Raw genomic sequence first — 13,978 nt, forward strand, 5'->3', positions numbered from 1 at the left:
CCCTCGATCGAGACCACCGCGCGGTAGCCGCGTGAGGGCACATCATCGCACGAGGGAAGCCTGCCGGGTCAGCAGCGCATGGCCATTGAGGGCGATTCGACGTGCGAGTCAGGTGTCTGTCAGACCTGGCTGCGCTCGTTGGCGTCGAAGCGCAGGCTGAAGCGTGCGCCGGGCGGTTGCCGGCCGGGGTGTGCGTCTTCCAGGACCACCGTCGCATAGTGCTGCCGCGCGATCTCGAGCACGATCGGCAGGCCCAGGCCCGAGCCGTCGGCCTCGTTGCCGAGCACGCGGTAAAAGGGCTGGAACACCAGCTCGCGCTCGCCCTCGGCGATGCCCGGGCCGTTGTCCTCCACCTGCAGCACGATGATGCGGCCGAAGGGGTCGCCCAGCACGCGCGCGGTGATCACGCCCGGCCGGCCTGGCACCGAGGGTGTGTAGTTGATCGCGTTGTCCACGAGGTTGCGCACCAGTTCCTTGAGCAGCGTGGGATTGCCTTCAAGCACCACGCCCGGCGCGCCCGCCTCCGCTCCGTCGTAGCCCAGGTCGATGCGTTTCTCGATGGCGCGCGGCACCGCCTCGCGCACCACCTCGATGGTGAGCTTCGCCAGGTCGCAGGGCTGGCGCGCAACGGCCGCGCCGCTGCCCTCCGCGCGTGCCAGCGACAGCAGCTGATTCACCGTGTGGGTGGCGCGCACGCTCGCCCGGCCGATCTGCTTGAGCGACTGCTTGAGCTCGTCGGCATTGGCGCCCTCGCGCTGCGCCAGGTCGGCCTGCATGCGCAGCCCGGCGAGCGGCGTCTTGAGCTGGTGCGCCGCATCGGCCAGGAAGCGCTTCTGCGTGCCAATGGACTCGTTGAGCTTGTTCAGCAGCTCATTGACCGACAGCACCAGCGGCACCACCTCGAGCGGCACCGAGGACTCGTCCAGCGGGCTCAGGTCCCCGGGGCGGCGCTCGCGGATGCGCGCCTCGATCACCGACAGCGGCTTGATGCCGCGCACCAGTGCCAGCCAGATCAGCAGCACCGCCAGCGGCAGGATCGCGAATTGCGGCAGCAGCACGCCCTTGATGATCTCGGTGGCGAGCACGGATTGCTTCTCGCGCGTCTCGGCCAGCTGCAGCAGGGCCGGTGGCGCGTCGGGCGTGCTGCCGGCGATCCACAGCGAGGCCACGCGCACTGGCTGGCCGTGGATGTCTCCGTCGTGCAGGTAGACCACACCTGGGGTTGGCTGGTCGTCGGTGTTCGGCTGCGGCAGATCGGCCTCCCCGGCGAGCAGCCGGCCATCCCCGTCCTGCAGCTGGAAGTACACGTGGTCCGCATCGTGTGCACGCAGGATCTCGCGCGCCGAAGGGGTCAGCACCAGGTGCTCGCCATGCTGCGACGCATCCACCAGCTTGGCCAGCGCGTGGATGTTGTATTGGAGCGTGCGGTCGAAGGGCGCGTTGGCAATGCCCTGCGCCACCAGCCAGGTCACGCCGATGCTGACCGGCACCAGCAGCAGGAGCGGCGTGAGCATCCAATCGAGGATCTCGCCGAAGAGGGAGCGCTGCGCGCGTTGGAAGAGCTTCACCGAGCGCTTTGGGAAGGAGGACGAATCAGGGGATTTTTTCGAGGCAATAGCCGAGGCCGCGCACGGTCGCGATGTGGATCGGGCCCTTTTCGATCTTCTTGCGCAGGCGGTGGATGTAGACCTCGATGGCGTTGAGGCTCACCTCCTCGCCCCATTCGCACAGGCGCTCGACCAGCTGGTCCTTGCTCACCAGCCGGCCCGCGCGCTGCAGCAGCACCTCGAGCAGGCCCAGTTCGCGCGCCGACAGCTCGATCATCTTGCCGTCGATGGTCGCCACCCGGCCGGCCTGGTCGTAGACCAGCGGGCCGTGCTTGATGGCATTGCTGGTGGCGCCCATGCCGCGCCGGGTGAGGGCACGCACGCGCGCCTCGAGCTCCTGCAGCGAGAAGGGCTTGGCCATGTAGTCGTCGGCGCCGTAGTCGAGGCCCTTGACTCTTTCCTCCACGCTGTCGGCCGCGGTCAGAACCAGCACCGGGAGTTGCGATCCGCGGGCGCGCAGGCGCTTGAGGATTTCGAGGCCGTGCAGGTTGGGCAGGCCCAGGTCAAGGATCAGGAGGTCGAATTCGCTGTTGGTCATCAGCGCGGCATCGGCTTGCGAGCCGGTGGCGACGTGATCCACCGCCGAGCCCGAGGTGCGCAGGCTGCGCAGCAGCGCGTCGGCCAGCACCTGGTCGTCTTCTGCTATCAGTATTCGCATGCCGCGTCTCCAGACATGGCGGGCTTGCGCGGGCCGCCGGGCCGTCTCCCGCATCAGATTCTAGGCGGCCGCATAGGCTTCGAGCCCAATGGAAACCACGGTGGCGATCTCGTCTCCAACGCTTGCACGGAACTCGCGTTCGGCCTGCGCCACCGCCTTGCGGAAGGCCTCGAGCCAGGCGAGGCCGTCGGCAGTGAACAGCACGCGCCGCGCCCGGGCGTCGTGGGCGTCCGGACCGCGCATCACCAGTCCCCAGGCCTCGCACTGGTCGACCAGCTTGCCCATGGCCTGCTTGGTCATGCCCGCGCGAACGGCCAGCTCGGTCAACCGCGAGCCTTCGCGTGCCAGGTGGCGGGTGATGTGTATGTGAGCAGCGCTCACCTGCGCGCGCGCCGCAAGGTTGGACAGGGCGAGTGGCACGTCGGCATCGTGCGCCATGAGGGCCAGCACACGCTCGTCGAAGCGGCGCGCAGCGTGACCGAGGAGGCGGCCCAGATGCGTCTGGCGCCAAGCGTCGGGGTCGACCGGGAATGCGGGGTCTGTCATGAAGCCAGCAATCGTAAGCCAAGCTGACCAAAAAATGGGTTTACTCCGATCTATCGACCTCTACACTACTGTTCAGGCATCCAGGCTGTTGTTAAAAGCAGTTTGCATGAACCCCGTACAACCCATTGATCTTCAAGGACTTCCACATGGACGCACTCGTCAAAGGCAGCAGCATTTCGGTCGCAGGCAGCGAAAAGGCCAAGGCTCTGCAAGCCGCCCTGGCCCAGATCGAAAAGCAATTCGGCAAGGGCACCATCATGCGGCTCGGCGAGGGGGAGGCGCTCGAAGACATCCAGGTGGTCTCCACGGGCTCGCTGGGCCTGGACATCGCCCTGGGGGTCGGCGGCCTTCCCCGCGGCCGCGTGATCGAGATCTACGGGCCGGAATCCTCGGGCAAGACCACGCTCACGCTGCAGGTCATCGCCCAGATGCAGAAGCAGGCCGGCACCTGTGCCTTCGTCGATGCCGAGCATGCGCTGGACGTTCAGTACGCTCAAAAGCTGGGCGTGAACCTGTCCGACCTGCTGATCAGCCAGCCCGACACCGGCGAGCAGGCCCTGGAAATCGTTGATTCGCTGGTGCGCTCTGGCGCGGTCGATCTGATCGTCGTCGACTCGGTGGCCGCGCTCACGCCCAAGGCCGAAATCGAAGGTGAAATGGGTGACTCGCTGCCCGGCCTGCAGGCGCGGCTCATGAGCCAGGCGCTGCGCAAGCTCACCGCCACTATCAAGAAGACCAACTGCATGGTCATCTTCATCAATCAGATCCGCATGAAGATCGGCGTGATGTTCGGCTCGCCCGAGACCACCACCGGCGGCAATGCACTGAAGTTCTACGCCTCGGTGCGCCTGGACATCCGCCGCATCGGCACCATCAAGAAGGGCGACGAGGCGATCGGGAATGAAACCAAGGTCAAGGTGGTGAAGAACAAGGTCTCGCCACCCTTCAAGACGGCCGAGTTCGACATCCTGTTCGGCGAGGGCATCAGCCGCGAAGGCGAGATCATCGACATGGGCGTGACCGCCAAGATCGTCGACAAGTCGGGCGCCTGGTACGCCTATAACGGCGAGAAGATCGGGCAGGGCCGCGACAACGCGCGCGAGTTCCTGCGCGAGAACCCGACGCTCTCGCGCGAGATCGAGAACAAGGTGCGCGAGTCGCTGGGCATTCCGCTTCTGCCCGAGGACGCGGGCGAGGGCGCCTCCGGGGCCTGATCACCGGTGATGGCTACCAGTGCTCCTTCCCTCAAGGGCCGCGCACTGCGCCTGCTTGGGCAGCGCGAGCACTCTCGAAGCGAGCTCGCGCGCAAACTGGCGAGGTACGAGGAAGAGCCGGGCTCGCTCGCACGCGCGCTCGACGAGCTGGCCGCCAAGGACTTCATCAGCGAAGCAAGAGTGGTGCAGTCGGTACTGCACCAGCGCGCGGCCCGCCACGGCGCGGCGCGCGTGCGCCAGGAACTGCTGCACAAGGGTGTCGCGCCCGAGGCTGTGGCCGAGGCGGTGGCCAGCCTTGCGGGCAGCGAGCTCGACCGGGCGCGCGGCGTCTGGCGGCAGCGCTTCGGCACACCGCCGCAAAACACGGGCGAGCGGGCTCGGCAGATCCGCTTCATGTTGGCGCGCGGCTTCGCCGCGGCCGTGGTGGCCAAGGTGATGCGCGAGGACTTCGACGAATGAGGGCCTGAACAGGCGCGGCTCAGAGGCCCAGCATCAGCTTCAGGTTCTGCACCGCGGCGCCGCTGGCGCCCTTGCCCAGATTGTCCAGACGGGCGATAACGACCGCATGGCGGTGGTCCTCGTTCGGGAACACGCGGATCTCGAGGTCGTTGGTGTCGTTCAGGGCAAGCGCATCGAGCTTGCCGTCCTCTGTGGGCGGCAGCACCTTCACGAACTGCTCCGGCGTGTTGCTCTTGGCGTAGTGTGCCGCCAGCGCCTCCTGCAAGTCGCCGGCCTTGGGCTTGCCGGGAAGGTCGTCCAGGTGCAGCGGCAGTTGCACCAGCATCCCCTGCTTGAAGTTCCCTACCGAGGGGATGAATACCGGCCGGCGCGTCAGGCCGGTGTACTTCATGATTTCGGGAATGTGCTTGTGCTTGAGGCCCAGGGCATAGGTCTCGAACAGCGGTGCTTCGCCCTTTTCGTGGGCCTCGATCATGGACCGGCCGCCGCCCGAATACCCGCTGACGGAGGGCAGGGCGATTGCATGACTGGCTGGCAGGAGGCCGGCATCGACCAGCGGGCGGACGATGGCGATGGCGCCAGTCGCATAGCAGCCGGGATTGGCCACGCGCTCGGCCTTGGTCACAGCGTCTTTCTGACCGGCCACCAGCTCGGGAAAGCCGAAGACCCAGCCGTCCGCGGTGCGGTGCGCCGTCGAGGCGTCGATGATCTTGGGGCGGCGGCCCTGGCCCTCGAGCTGGTCGATGAGCGCCACGGATTCGCGCGCCGCGTCGTCGTGCAGGCAGAGCACCACCAGGTCGACGCCCGCTATCAGTTCTCGCTTGGCAGCCAAGTCCTTGCGCAGCTCGGGGGCGATGCTCACGAGTTCGACCTGCGGCATCTTCTGCAGCCGCTCGCGGATCTGGAGGCCGGTGGTGCCGGCCTCGCCGTCGATGAAGACCTTGGGCATGGTGGAAGCCTCAAATTGCCTGAGAAGGGCGTAAGAAAAACTACGTAGTGACCGCAGCGGCCGCCCGCCATTGGTGCGGCGCACCATGATACAGTCGCCTGCTGTCCTCCGCCCGGCCACCCCCCGGCGCGCCGTGGCCCGAGGGCAACACGAAATCTCCCGTTCCCCAAACCCTCGTTCCCGAGAGACACCCTCATGAAGATTCACGAGTACCAAGGCAAGGAAATTCTTGCCAAGTTCGGCGTGCCTGTGCCGCGAGGCATCCCAGCGTACACGGTGCAGGAGGCGGTCGAGGCCGCCCAGAAACTCGGCGGCCCCGTGTGGGTGGTCAAGGCCCAGATCCATGCGGGCGGCCGCGGCAAAGGCGGCGGCGTGAAGGTCGCCAAGAGCATCGACGACGTCAAGAAGCTCGCCGGCGAGATCCTCGGCATGCAGCTCAAGACGCACCAGACCGGCCCCGAAGGCCAGAAGGTCAGGCGTCTCTACATCGAGGACGGCGCCGACATCCAGAAGGAGTACTACGTCTCCGCCGTGACCGACCGCGCGACGCAGAAGGTCGCCTTCATCGCGTCCAGCGAAGGCGGCATGGACATCGAGGAAGTGGCGCACTCCTCGCCCGAGAAGATCATCACGGTCTACGCCGACCCCAAGGACGGCCTGACCGATGCGCAAGCCCGCCAGATTGCCGACGGCATCGGCATCCCGGCCGACTCGACGGCGCAGGCGGTCGACGTCTTCAAGAAGCTCTACACCTGCTACATGGAGACCGACGCTTCCCTGGTGGAGATCAACCCGCTGAACCGCGACGGCAAGGGAAACATCGTCGCGCTGGACGCCAAGTTCAATTTCGACAGCAACGCGCTGTACCGCCATCCCGAGATCGTGGCCCTGCGCGACCTCGACGAGGAGGACCCGGCCGAGATCGAGGCCAGCAAGTTCGACCTCGCCTACATCAGCCTCGACGGCAACATCGGCTGCCTGGTGAACGGCGCCGGCCTCGCGATGGCCACCATGGACACCATCAAGCTGTTCGGCGGCGAGCCGGCCAACTTCCTCGACGTGGGCGGCGGCGCCACCCCCGAGAAGGTGACCGAGGCCTTCAAGATCATGCTGAAGAACAAGAACGTGAAGGCCATCCTGGTCAACATCTTCGGCGGCATCATGAAGTGCGACACCATCGCCACGGGCGTCATCGCAGCCTGCAAGGCGGTCAACCTGCAGGTGCCGCTGGTGGTTCGCATGAAGGGCACGAACGAAGCCGAAGGCAAGAAGCTGCTGGCCGACTCCGGCCTTCCCATCATCAGCGCGGACACCATGGCGGACGCGGCCCAGAAGGTCGTGGCAGCGGTCAAAGCAGCCTAAGGAAAAGACATGTCGATCTACATCAACAAAGACACCAAAGTCATCACCCAGGGCATCACCGGCAAGACCGGCCAGTTCCACACCGAGAAGTGCCAGGAATACGCGAACGGCAAGAACTGCTTCGTGGCCGGTGTGAACCCGAAGAAGGCCGGCGAGTCGATCTTCAACATCCCGATCTTCGGTTCCGTGAAAGAAGCCGCGAAGCAGACCGGCGCCACCGTCTCGGTGATCTACGTGCCGCCCGCCGGCGCCGCCGCCGCCATCTGGGAAGCAGCCGAAGCCGACCTCGACATGGCCATCTGCATCACCGAGGGCATTCCGGTGCGGGACATGCTCGAGGTGCGCAACAAGATGAAGGCCAAGGTCGCCGCGGGCGGCAAGGAAACGCTGCTGCTCGGGCCGAACTGCCCCGGCCTGATCACGCCCGACGAGATCAAGATCGGCATCATGCCCGGCCACATCCACCGCAAGGGCCGCATCGGCGTGGTCAGCCGCTCCGGCACGCTGACCTATGAAGCCGTGGCGCAGCTTACGGAAATCGGCCTTGGCCAGTCGAGCGCCGTGGGCATCGGCGGCGACCCGATCAACGGGCTCAAGCACATCGACGTGATGATGGCCTTCAACGACGACCCCGACACCGATGCCGTCATCATGATCGGCGAGATCGGCGGCCCGGACGAGGCCGATGCGGCCCGCTGGTGCAAGGACCACATGAAGAAGCCCGTGGTCGGCTTCATCGCCGGGGTGACCGCCCCTCCGGGCAAGCGCATGGGCCACGCGGGCGCCCTCATCTCCGGCGGCGCGGACACGGCGGAAGCCAAGCTCGCGATCATGGAAGAATGCGGGTTCAAGATCACGCGCAACTTCTCGGAGTTGGGTAAGCTCCTCAAAGCACAGATCTGATCTGCCGTCTTCCCGGCCACACAAGAAGAAAAGCGCTCGCAATTCACATTGCGGGCGCTTTTTCAATACATAACAGTGGAAAAGAGACATGGAATATCTGCAAACTGCCGACTTCTGGATTGGCCTTGTCAAGATTGTCTGGATCAACATCATCCTTTCGGGGGACAACGCGGTGGTGATCGCGATGGCCGCCCGCTCGCTGCCGCCGGTGCAGCAGAAGAAGGCCGTACTGTTCGGATCGGGTGCCGCCGTGGTGTTGCGTATTGCGCTCACCGTCGTTGCGGCCAGGTTGCTGGCGCTCCCGTATCTGCAGATCCTGGGCGGTGCTTTGCTGCTGTGGATCGGCGTGCAGTTGCTCAGCGACGAGGACGATGGCGGCGGCGAGGAAAAGCAGTACGGCAGCATGTTCGCGGCCGTGCGGACCATCTTGCTGGCCGACCTCGTGATGAGCCTGGACAACGTGATTGCGGTCGCCGCCGCTGCGCAGGGCAGCATGCTGCTGCTGGTCCTCGGCTTGGCCATCAGCATCCCGTTGGTGATTTTCGGCAGTACCTTGATGATCAAGCTCATGGAGCGCTTCCCCATCATCATCACGCTCGGTGCCGCCCTGATCGGCTGGGTCGGCGGCGAGACCATCGCGAGCGACACCGCCCTGAGCGGCGTGCTCTCGGCGCACCCGTGGCTGCACTACGCGGGGGCGGCCGCGGGTGCGTTCTTCGTCGTTGCCTACGGCAAGTGGCAGCAGCGGCGTGCTGCCGTGGCTGTGCAATGATCGCGGCCCACTGATTCTCAAGCTCATCCATTCATGGCGAACCTAGGCGCATCCGTTTCTCCCGGCACCGGCGCGCTCACCTGGGATTTCGCCGCGCTCACCGACCCGGGCCGGGTGCGCGCCAACAACGAAGACACGATCGCCTTCGACGCAGCGCTGGGGCTGGTGCTCCTGGCGGACGGCATGGGCGGCTACAACGGCGGCGAGGTGGCCAGCGGCATGGCCGTCGCGTTGCTGCAGGCCAGCTTCGGCCGCTGGCTCGCCCATGCGGGTCCCGGCGCGAACCCCCGAGCCTTGCGGCGCGCGCTGCAGGCCGGCACCGACGAGGCCAATGCGGCCGTGCTGGAAGCCGGCGCGGCCAACCTGCAGCTGCAGGGCATGGGCACCACGCTCGTACTGGCTGCCTTCGGCTCGGAGCGCGCAATCGTCGGCCATATCGGCGACTCGCGCTGCTACCGCCTGCGCGACGAAAGGCTGGAGCTGCTCACACGAGACCATTCGCTGCTGCAGGAGCAGCTCGACGCGGGCGCCATCACGCCCGAGCAGGCCAGCCTGTCGCCTCACCGCAACCTGGTGACCCGTGCGCTGGGCATCGAGCGTCACGTCGAGCTCGAAATGCACGAACACGACGTACAGGCGGGCGACCTTTTCCTGCTATGTTCGGACGGCCTTAGCGAGATGGTGCCCGAGGCGCAGCTTTTCACGGTTCTGGTACAAGAAGCCGACCTATCTGAAAAAGCAACACGTTTGGTTGCAACTGCGAACGAGAATGGTGGCAAGGACAACATCTCGGTTGTCCTGGCCAGGGCCCGCTCGAGCAACGCGCCAGAGGCATCCGGATAGCAGGGCTCGATCAAGTACCCGCCGCAGGTGACCGCCGTGACACAACAAATGAGATGCAGGAGTCGGCCATGCCGAAAATGATCGTTTCGATCGACGGCGTCGTCATCAAGGAAGTGACGCTCGCCAAGGACCGCACCACGCTCGGCCGGCGTCCGTACAACGACATCGTGATCGATAACCTGGCGATCAGCGGCGAGCATGCCGTGCTGCACATGATCGGCGGCGATGTCTACCTGGAAGATCTCAACAGCACCAACGGCACCTACGTCAACGGGCGTGCCGTCAAGAAGCAAGCGCTCGAGCACAACGACGTCGTCGAGGTCGGCAAGTACAAGATCCGCTACCTGGTGGGTGGCGGCACGGCCGAAGGCGCCGGGCACGGTCCCACCATCGTGGCAACGTCCTCGGAGCCGATCCCTCTTTCATCCGCGCCCACGGTCCATACGCCCCTGGGTGGGTCCACCGGCGTGGCGGTTATCCGGGTTCTCTCGGGCAGCGGCGCCGGGCGCGAGCTCTCGCTGCAGAAAGTCGTGACCACCATCGGCAAGCCCGGCGTCGCCGTGGCAGCGGTCACCCGGCGCCTGCACGGCTACGTGGTGGCGCCGATCGACGGCGGGACCGCCCTCAATGGAGAGCCCCTGGGCAACGAGGCGGTCGCCCTGCAAGACGGCGACGTGCTCGAACTCGGCGGCACCCGGATGCAGTTCGTCGCCAACTGACCGCGTGAAGCGCGAGCGCCCCTCGGCCTGCCAGTCCGCATGAATGGACTGCGGCGGCACGGTGCCCGCATCGCCATCACCCTGTTGCCGGTCGCGCTCATGCTGCTGCATGCGGCGGGCGTTTGGCGCCTCCCTCCGCTGGTGCGGCTGGACCAGTTCATTTACGACGCCCGGCTGCGCGCCACCATGCCCGGCACGCTCGACCCGCGCATCGTCATCGTCGACATCGACGAACCCAGCTTGCAACAGCTCGGCCAATGGCCGTGGAGCCGCGACAAGCTCGCCCGCCTCACGGACGAGCTGATGGGCCGTCAGCGAGCCGCCGTGCTGGGCTTCGATGTGCTCTTTGCCGAGCCCGACACCAGTTCGGGGCTGCCAGTTCTCCGCCAGCTCGCCGCCGGACCCTGGCACGATGATCCGAAGTTCGCCGCCGAGGTCGAGCGGCTCGCACCACGGCTCGACCACGATGCCTTGTTCGCGAAGGCGCTTGCCGGTCGACGCGTGGCGCTCGGCTACTACTTCACCCAAGCGGCGGAGGCGCGCGCCACCGGTCGGCTACCGATGCCGGCGCTGGCGCCCCAGGCCTTTCCTCGGGAGCTGAACAATGCGGCGCGCTGGAACGGCTTCGGCGCCAACATCCCGCTCCTGGCGACGGCTGCGCCGGCAGCCGGCTTCTTCAATGTCGTGCTCGATTCAAGCGAGGATGGGGTCGTGCGCTCGGTGCCGCTGCTCGCACGGTACGACGGCCCAGACGCGCGCCCTGGCTACTACGCGTCGCTCGCGCTGGTCGTGCACCGGTTGATCGAAGGATCGCCGTCCGCACTGACGCCCGTATTCGCACCGGCCGTCAGCTCGACCGATTCTCCGGCGTTCGAAGCCCTGCAGCTCGGCGCGGGCGAGTCCCGGCTGAGCGTGCCGATCGACCAGAGCGCCAGCATGCTCGTGCCCTTCCGCGGCCCCGGCGGTGCGCGCGGTGGCTCCTTCCGCTACTTGGCGGCGGCCCAGGTGCTGGCCGGCGCGCTCGCCCCCCGCGAGCTCGAAGGCAAGGTGGTGCTGATCGGCACCACCGCGCCCGGCCTGCAGGACCTGCGATCGACGCCCGTCGGCGCCGTTTTTCCTGGCGTGGAAGTGCACGCCAACATCATCTCGGGCCTGCTGGACCATCGCCTGTTCGTGGTGCCCGACTACGCGGCCGGGTACGAGCTTGTCACAGTGCTCGCCGCGGGGCTGCTGCTGGCGATCGGGCTGTCGCTGTTGTCCGCGCCGCGGGCCTTCCTGCTCGGCGCGCTCACTGCTGCTGCGTTGGCCGGGCTGAACAGCTGGCTCTACCTCGATGCCGGGCTGGTGCTGCCGCTGGCGGCCGGGCTCGTCATGGTGCCGCTCGCCTTCGCGTTCAGCATGAGCTGGGGCTACTTCGTCGAGGCTCGCGCCAGTCGCAGCCTGGCCGAGCTCTTTGGCACTTATGTGCCGCCGCAGCTGGTCGAGGAGATGCGCGCGGATCCCACCCGTTACAGCATGCGCGCGCAGGGCAAGCAGCTCACCGTGATGTTCTGCGACATGCGCGGCTTTACCCGGCTGTCGGAACAGATGGCGCCCGTCGAGCTGCAGGCCTTCCTGAATGCCGTCTTCAGCCGCCTGACCCACATCATCAGTGCGCAGCGGGGCACCATCGACAAGTACATGGGCGACTGCGTCATGGCGTTCTGGGGCGCACCGGTCGACACGCCCGGCCATGCCGCGCTTGCCGTCGAGGCCGCCCTGCAAATGGCAGCCGCCGTACGAGAGATCAACGGCACGCGAAGCGACAGTGGACGGCCGGAGATCAGCGTCGGCATCGGCATCAATACCGGCCTCATGAGCGTCGGGGACATGGGCTCCGCCGTGCGGCGCAGCTACACCGTTGTCGGCGATGCGGTCAACCTCGCTTCGCGGCTCGAAGGATTGAGCAGCCATTACGGCATCGAGATCGTCGCCAGCGCCGCCACCCAGAGCGCCGCCCCCAACTTCGTCTGGCAGGAACTCGACCTGGTGCGCGTCAAGGGCAAGGCCAGGGCCGTACGGATCTTCGCGCCCTTGGCCCTGATGGGCGATCTGGCAAAGGGGTCGCACGAGGCGCTCGTGCAATGGGCTCGTACACTGGACGCTTACCGCGCGCAGGATTGGCATCGAGCGCAACACCTGCTGGCGCCGCTGCTCGCTGCCGATGCCAAAAAAGTCCTTTACCAGTTGTACGCCGAACGTTTAGCCTCGCTGGCGTTGCGGCCCAAGGACCCCGACTGGGACGGCGCAACCCGGTTCGACAGCAAATAGAAATTAAGGGCTCTCGCAAAATGCAGGTGCGCGTGTTGGGGTGCTCGGGCGCCATCGCCAAGGACTGCCGCACGACCTCGTTCTTGGTCGACAGCGATCTGCTGGTCGATGCCGGCACCGGTGTCGGCGACCTGAGCCTCGACGAGATGGGCGCCATCGACGACGTGGTGCTCACCCATTCCCACCTCGACCACGTGGCCGCATTGCCACTGATGCTCGACTCGGTGGCCAGCCGCCGCAACAAACCGCTGCGCGTGCATGCCTTGCGCGCGACCATCGAGGCGCTGCGAGCCCATGTTTTCAACAACGTCATCTGGCCGGACTTCTCGAGCATTCCGAGCCTGGAGGCGCCGTTCGTGAGCTTCCACGACATCGTGGTCGGGCAGGAGCTCCAGCTGGGCACGCGCGCACCCAAGAACATCGAGGTGCTGCCGGCCGTCCACACCGTGCCGGCCTGCGGCTATGCCGTGCGCTGCGCCAAGGGTGGGCCGCACTGGGTCTTCAGCGGGGATACCGAGCGGAATCCTGCGTTCTGGCGGCGGGTGAACCAGTTGGACGTGGCGATGCTGGTGATCGAGACGGCGTTCAGCAACCGGGAGCAGGCGCTGGCGAGGCGCAGCCTTCATTTGTCGCCGGCGACACTGGCGGATGAGTTGGCGCACATCGGGGTCGACAAGGGCTATCCGATCTACATCACCCATACCAAGCCCGCCGAGACCGAGGAGATCATGAGCCAGATCGCCGGGCTGGCGGACGGGTCGCAGATGCACGGGGGTGGGCGGGGGTGGGATATTCGGTGGTTGGAAGCGGCGGGGGTGCTGCAGGTCTGACTCGGAGCGTCGGGGCCTGACAAATTTGTCGGGCAGTCGTCCTTCGTGGGCAACAGGATCTGTCACGCGCTACAGCTCAAATGCGGAGTTGTAGTTACTTCTACTGCAGTCCGTTGCTTGTAACGGGGTGGCACAGATGCTGCGAAAGGTTGAAAGCACCGGGGGCTCTCCTCGGGCCCTTAACCAACCAGGAGTTTCTTGAATGAACCGTCGTTCCATTGCACGCAACGTGCAAAAGGGTTTCACCCTTATCGAGTTGATGATCGTTGTGGCGATCATTGGTATTCTCGCTGCAGTCGCGCTGCCTGCCTACCAAGACTATGTGAAGCGTGCCAAGGTCACCGAGGGACTGTCGCTCGCCTCGTCTGCCAAGACCACCATCGCCGAGAACGCCGCAAACGGCAAGAAGTACGATGCGGGCTGGACTGCTCCGTCTGCTACTGCTGCTGTGAAGTCGGTCGCGATCGACAACACCACGGGCGCCGTGACGATCACGTTCGACAAGCCCGTCGAAGATGGCAAGACCCTGATCCTGCGCCCCTTCACCGGCCCGAACACAACGCCCGTCGCGCTGCCTGACTCCAGCTCTGGCACCTACGACGCGCCTACCGGCAATATCGCCTGGGCTTGCGGAGCCGCTGGTGCTGGTGCCCCTGCAACCGCTGGCACGCTGGACGCCAAGTACGCACCATCTAGCTGCCGTTAATCGCTCCTCCTTCTGCTCCAAGCCGCCTTCGGGCGGCTTTTTTCATGTGCGCCCAGGCACGGGCGCACTCTTCGGGTGTAAGTCCCCGGCCCGACTAGCC

Annotated in this window: 14 protein-coding genes; 10 read left to right on the top strand and 4 right to left on the bottom strand. The window is 66.2% G+C overall.

Annotated features, from left to right (window positions below):
• Positions 1-119 precede the first annotated feature (119 nt).
• The 3 genes from G3W89_RS26890 to G3W89_RS26900 are packed head-to-tail and all read right to left on the bottom strand — an operon-like array spanning position 120 to position 2,811.
• Positions 120-1,568, bottom strand: coding sequence for a sensor histidine kinase (locus G3W89_RS26890; RefSeq protein ID WP_162577008.1), 1,449 nt, complete (start codon positions 1,566-1,568; stop codon positions 120-122).
• A gap of 25 nt (positions 1,569-1,593) precedes the next feature.
• Entirely contained in the window at positions 1,594-2,265 is a 672-nt protein-coding gene (locus G3W89_RS26895; RefSeq protein ID WP_162577009.1) for a response regulator, read from the bottom strand.
• Positions 2,266-2,325: 60 nt separating this feature from the next.
• On the bottom strand, positions 2,326-2,811 hold the full coding sequence (locus G3W89_RS26900; protein WP_162577010.1) for a MarR family winged helix-turn-helix transcriptional regulator: 486 nt from the start codon (positions 2,809-2,811) through the stop codon (positions 2,326-2,328).
• 146 nt (positions 2,812-2,957) lie between these two features.
• Between G3W89_RS26900 and recA the strand changes: the two genes are divergently transcribed.
• Positions 2,958-4,025 carry a recombinase RecA gene (gene recA, locus G3W89_RS26905; protein ID WP_162577011.1) on the top strand — a complete coding sequence of 356 codons (1,068 nt, stop codon included), beginning with the start codon at positions 2,958-2,960 and terminating at the stop codon, positions 4,023-4,025.
• Positions 4,026-4,034: 9 nt separating this feature from the next.
• Positions 4,035-4,484 carry a recombination regulator RecX gene (gene recX / locus G3W89_RS26910; RefSeq protein WP_162577012.1) on the top strand — a complete coding sequence of 150 codons (450 nt, stop codon included), beginning with the start codon at positions 4,035-4,037 and terminating at the stop codon, positions 4,482-4,484.
• 19 nt (positions 4,485-4,503) lie between these two features.
• Here the strand turns inward: recX and argC are convergent, their stop codons facing one another.
• Positions 4,504-5,433 (bottom strand): N-acetyl-gamma-glutamyl-phosphate reductase, encoded by a 930-nt coding sequence (gene argC / locus G3W89_RS26915; protein ID WP_162577013.1) that lies wholly within the window; start codon positions 5,431-5,433, stop codon positions 4,504-4,506.
• Positions 5,434-5,628: 195 nt separating this feature from the next.
• Between argC and sucC the strand changes: the two genes are divergently transcribed.
• From sucC to G3W89_RS33520, 8 genes are all read left to right on the top strand, one after another.
• Complete coding sequence (gene sucC / locus G3W89_RS26920) at positions 5,629-6,795, top strand: ADP-forming succinate--CoA ligase subunit beta (protein WP_162577014.1); 1,167 nt, start codon at positions 5,629-5,631, stop codon at positions 6,793-6,795.
• Between the two features lie 9 nt (positions 6,796-6,804).
• Positions 6,805-7,698, top strand: coding sequence for a succinate--CoA ligase subunit alpha (gene sucD, locus G3W89_RS26925; RefSeq protein WP_162577015.1), 894 nt, complete (start codon positions 6,805-6,807; stop codon positions 7,696-7,698).
• Between the two features lie 88 nt (positions 7,699-7,786).
• Positions 7,787-8,470 (top strand): TerC family protein, encoded by a 684-nt coding sequence (locus G3W89_RS26930; RefSeq protein WP_162577016.1) that lies wholly within the window; start codon positions 7,787-7,789, stop codon positions 8,468-8,470.
• 33 nt (positions 8,471-8,503) lie between these two features.
• Positions 8,504-9,313, top strand: a complete 810-nt coding sequence (locus tag G3W89_RS26935) for a Stp1/IreP family PP2C-type Ser/Thr phosphatase (RefSeq protein ID WP_162577017.1) — start codon at positions 8,504-8,506, stop codon at positions 9,311-9,313.
• Between the two features lie 68 nt (positions 9,314-9,381).
• Positions 9,382-10,032: an FHA domain-containing protein gene (locus tag G3W89_RS26940; protein ID WP_162577018.1), complete on the top strand. Its 651-nt coding sequence runs from the start codon at positions 9,382-9,384 to the stop codon at positions 10,030-10,032.
• Positions 10,033-10,071: 39 nt separating this feature from the next.
• Complete coding sequence (locus tag G3W89_RS26945) at positions 10,072-12,342, top strand: CHASE2 domain-containing protein (RefSeq protein ID WP_162577019.1); 2,271 nt, start codon at positions 10,072-10,074, stop codon at positions 12,340-12,342.
• Positions 12,343-12,362: 20 nt separating this feature from the next.
• Positions 12,363-13,172 carry a 3',5'-cyclic-nucleotide phosphodiesterase gene (locus G3W89_RS26950; protein WP_162577020.1) on the top strand — a complete coding sequence of 270 codons (810 nt, stop codon included), beginning with the start codon at positions 12,363-12,365 and terminating at the stop codon, positions 13,170-13,172.
• A 202-nt stretch (positions 13,173-13,374) separates the two neighbouring features.
• Positions 13,375-13,878, top strand: a complete 504-nt coding sequence (locus G3W89_RS33520; protein WP_162577021.1) for a pilin — start codon at positions 13,375-13,377, stop codon at positions 13,876-13,878.
• Positions 13,879-13,978: the final 100 nt, after the last annotated feature.

Origin of the sequence: Variovorax sp. PBL-H6 (assembly GCF_901827155.1) — a bacterium.
GTDB lineage: Bacteria > Pseudomonadota > Gammaproteobacteria > Burkholderiales > Burkholderiaceae_C > Variovorax.

Bases quoted from the DNA above. Each gene is read 5' to 3' on its own strand.
- sucC (WP_162577014.1), top strand. From the start codon at position 5,629: ATGAAGATTCACGAGTACCAAGGCAAGGAAATTCTTGCCAAGTTCGGC.
- argC (WP_162577013.1), bottom strand. From the start codon at position 5,433: ATGCCCAAGGTCTTCATCGACGGCGAGGCCGGCACCACCGGCCTCCAG.
- G3W89_RS33520 (WP_162577021.1), top strand. From the start codon at position 13,375: ATGAACCGTCGTTCCATTGCACGCAACGTGCAAAAGGGTTTCACCCTT.
- G3W89_RS26940 (WP_162577018.1), top strand. From the start codon at position 9,382: ATGCCGAAAATGATCGTTTCGATCGACGGCGTCGTCATCAAGGAAGTG.
- sucD (WP_162577015.1), top strand. From the start codon at position 6,805: ATGTCGATCTACATCAACAAAGACACCAAAGTCATCACCCAGGGCATC.
- recX (WP_162577012.1), top strand. From the start codon at position 4,035: ATGGCTACCAGTGCTCCTTCCCTCAAGGGCCGCGCACTGCGCCTGCTT.
- G3W89_RS26935 (WP_162577017.1), top strand. From the start codon at position 8,504: ATGGCGAACCTAGGCGCATCCGTTTCTCCCGGCACCGGCGCGCTCACC.
- G3W89_RS26930 (WP_162577016.1), top strand. From the start codon at position 7,787: ATGGAATATCTGCAAACTGCCGACTTCTGGATTGGCCTTGTCAAGATT.
- G3W89_RS26945 (WP_162577019.1), top strand. From the start codon at position 10,072: ATGAATGGACTGCGGCGGCACGGTGCCCGCATCGCCATCACCCTGTTG.
- G3W89_RS26895 (WP_162577009.1), bottom strand. From the start codon at position 2,265: ATGCGAATACTGATAGCAGAAGACGACCAGGTGCTGGCCGACGCGCTG.
- G3W89_RS26900 (WP_162577010.1), bottom strand. From the start codon at position 2,811: ATGACAGACCCCGCATTCCCGGTCGACCCCGACGCTTGGCGCCAGACG.
- G3W89_RS26950 (WP_162577020.1), top strand. From the start codon at position 12,363: ATGCAGGTGCGCGTGTTGGGGTGCTCGGGCGCCATCGCCAAGGACTGC.
- recA (WP_162577011.1), top strand. From the start codon at position 2,958: ATGGACGCACTCGTCAAAGGCAGCAGCATTTCGGTCGCAGGCAGCGAA.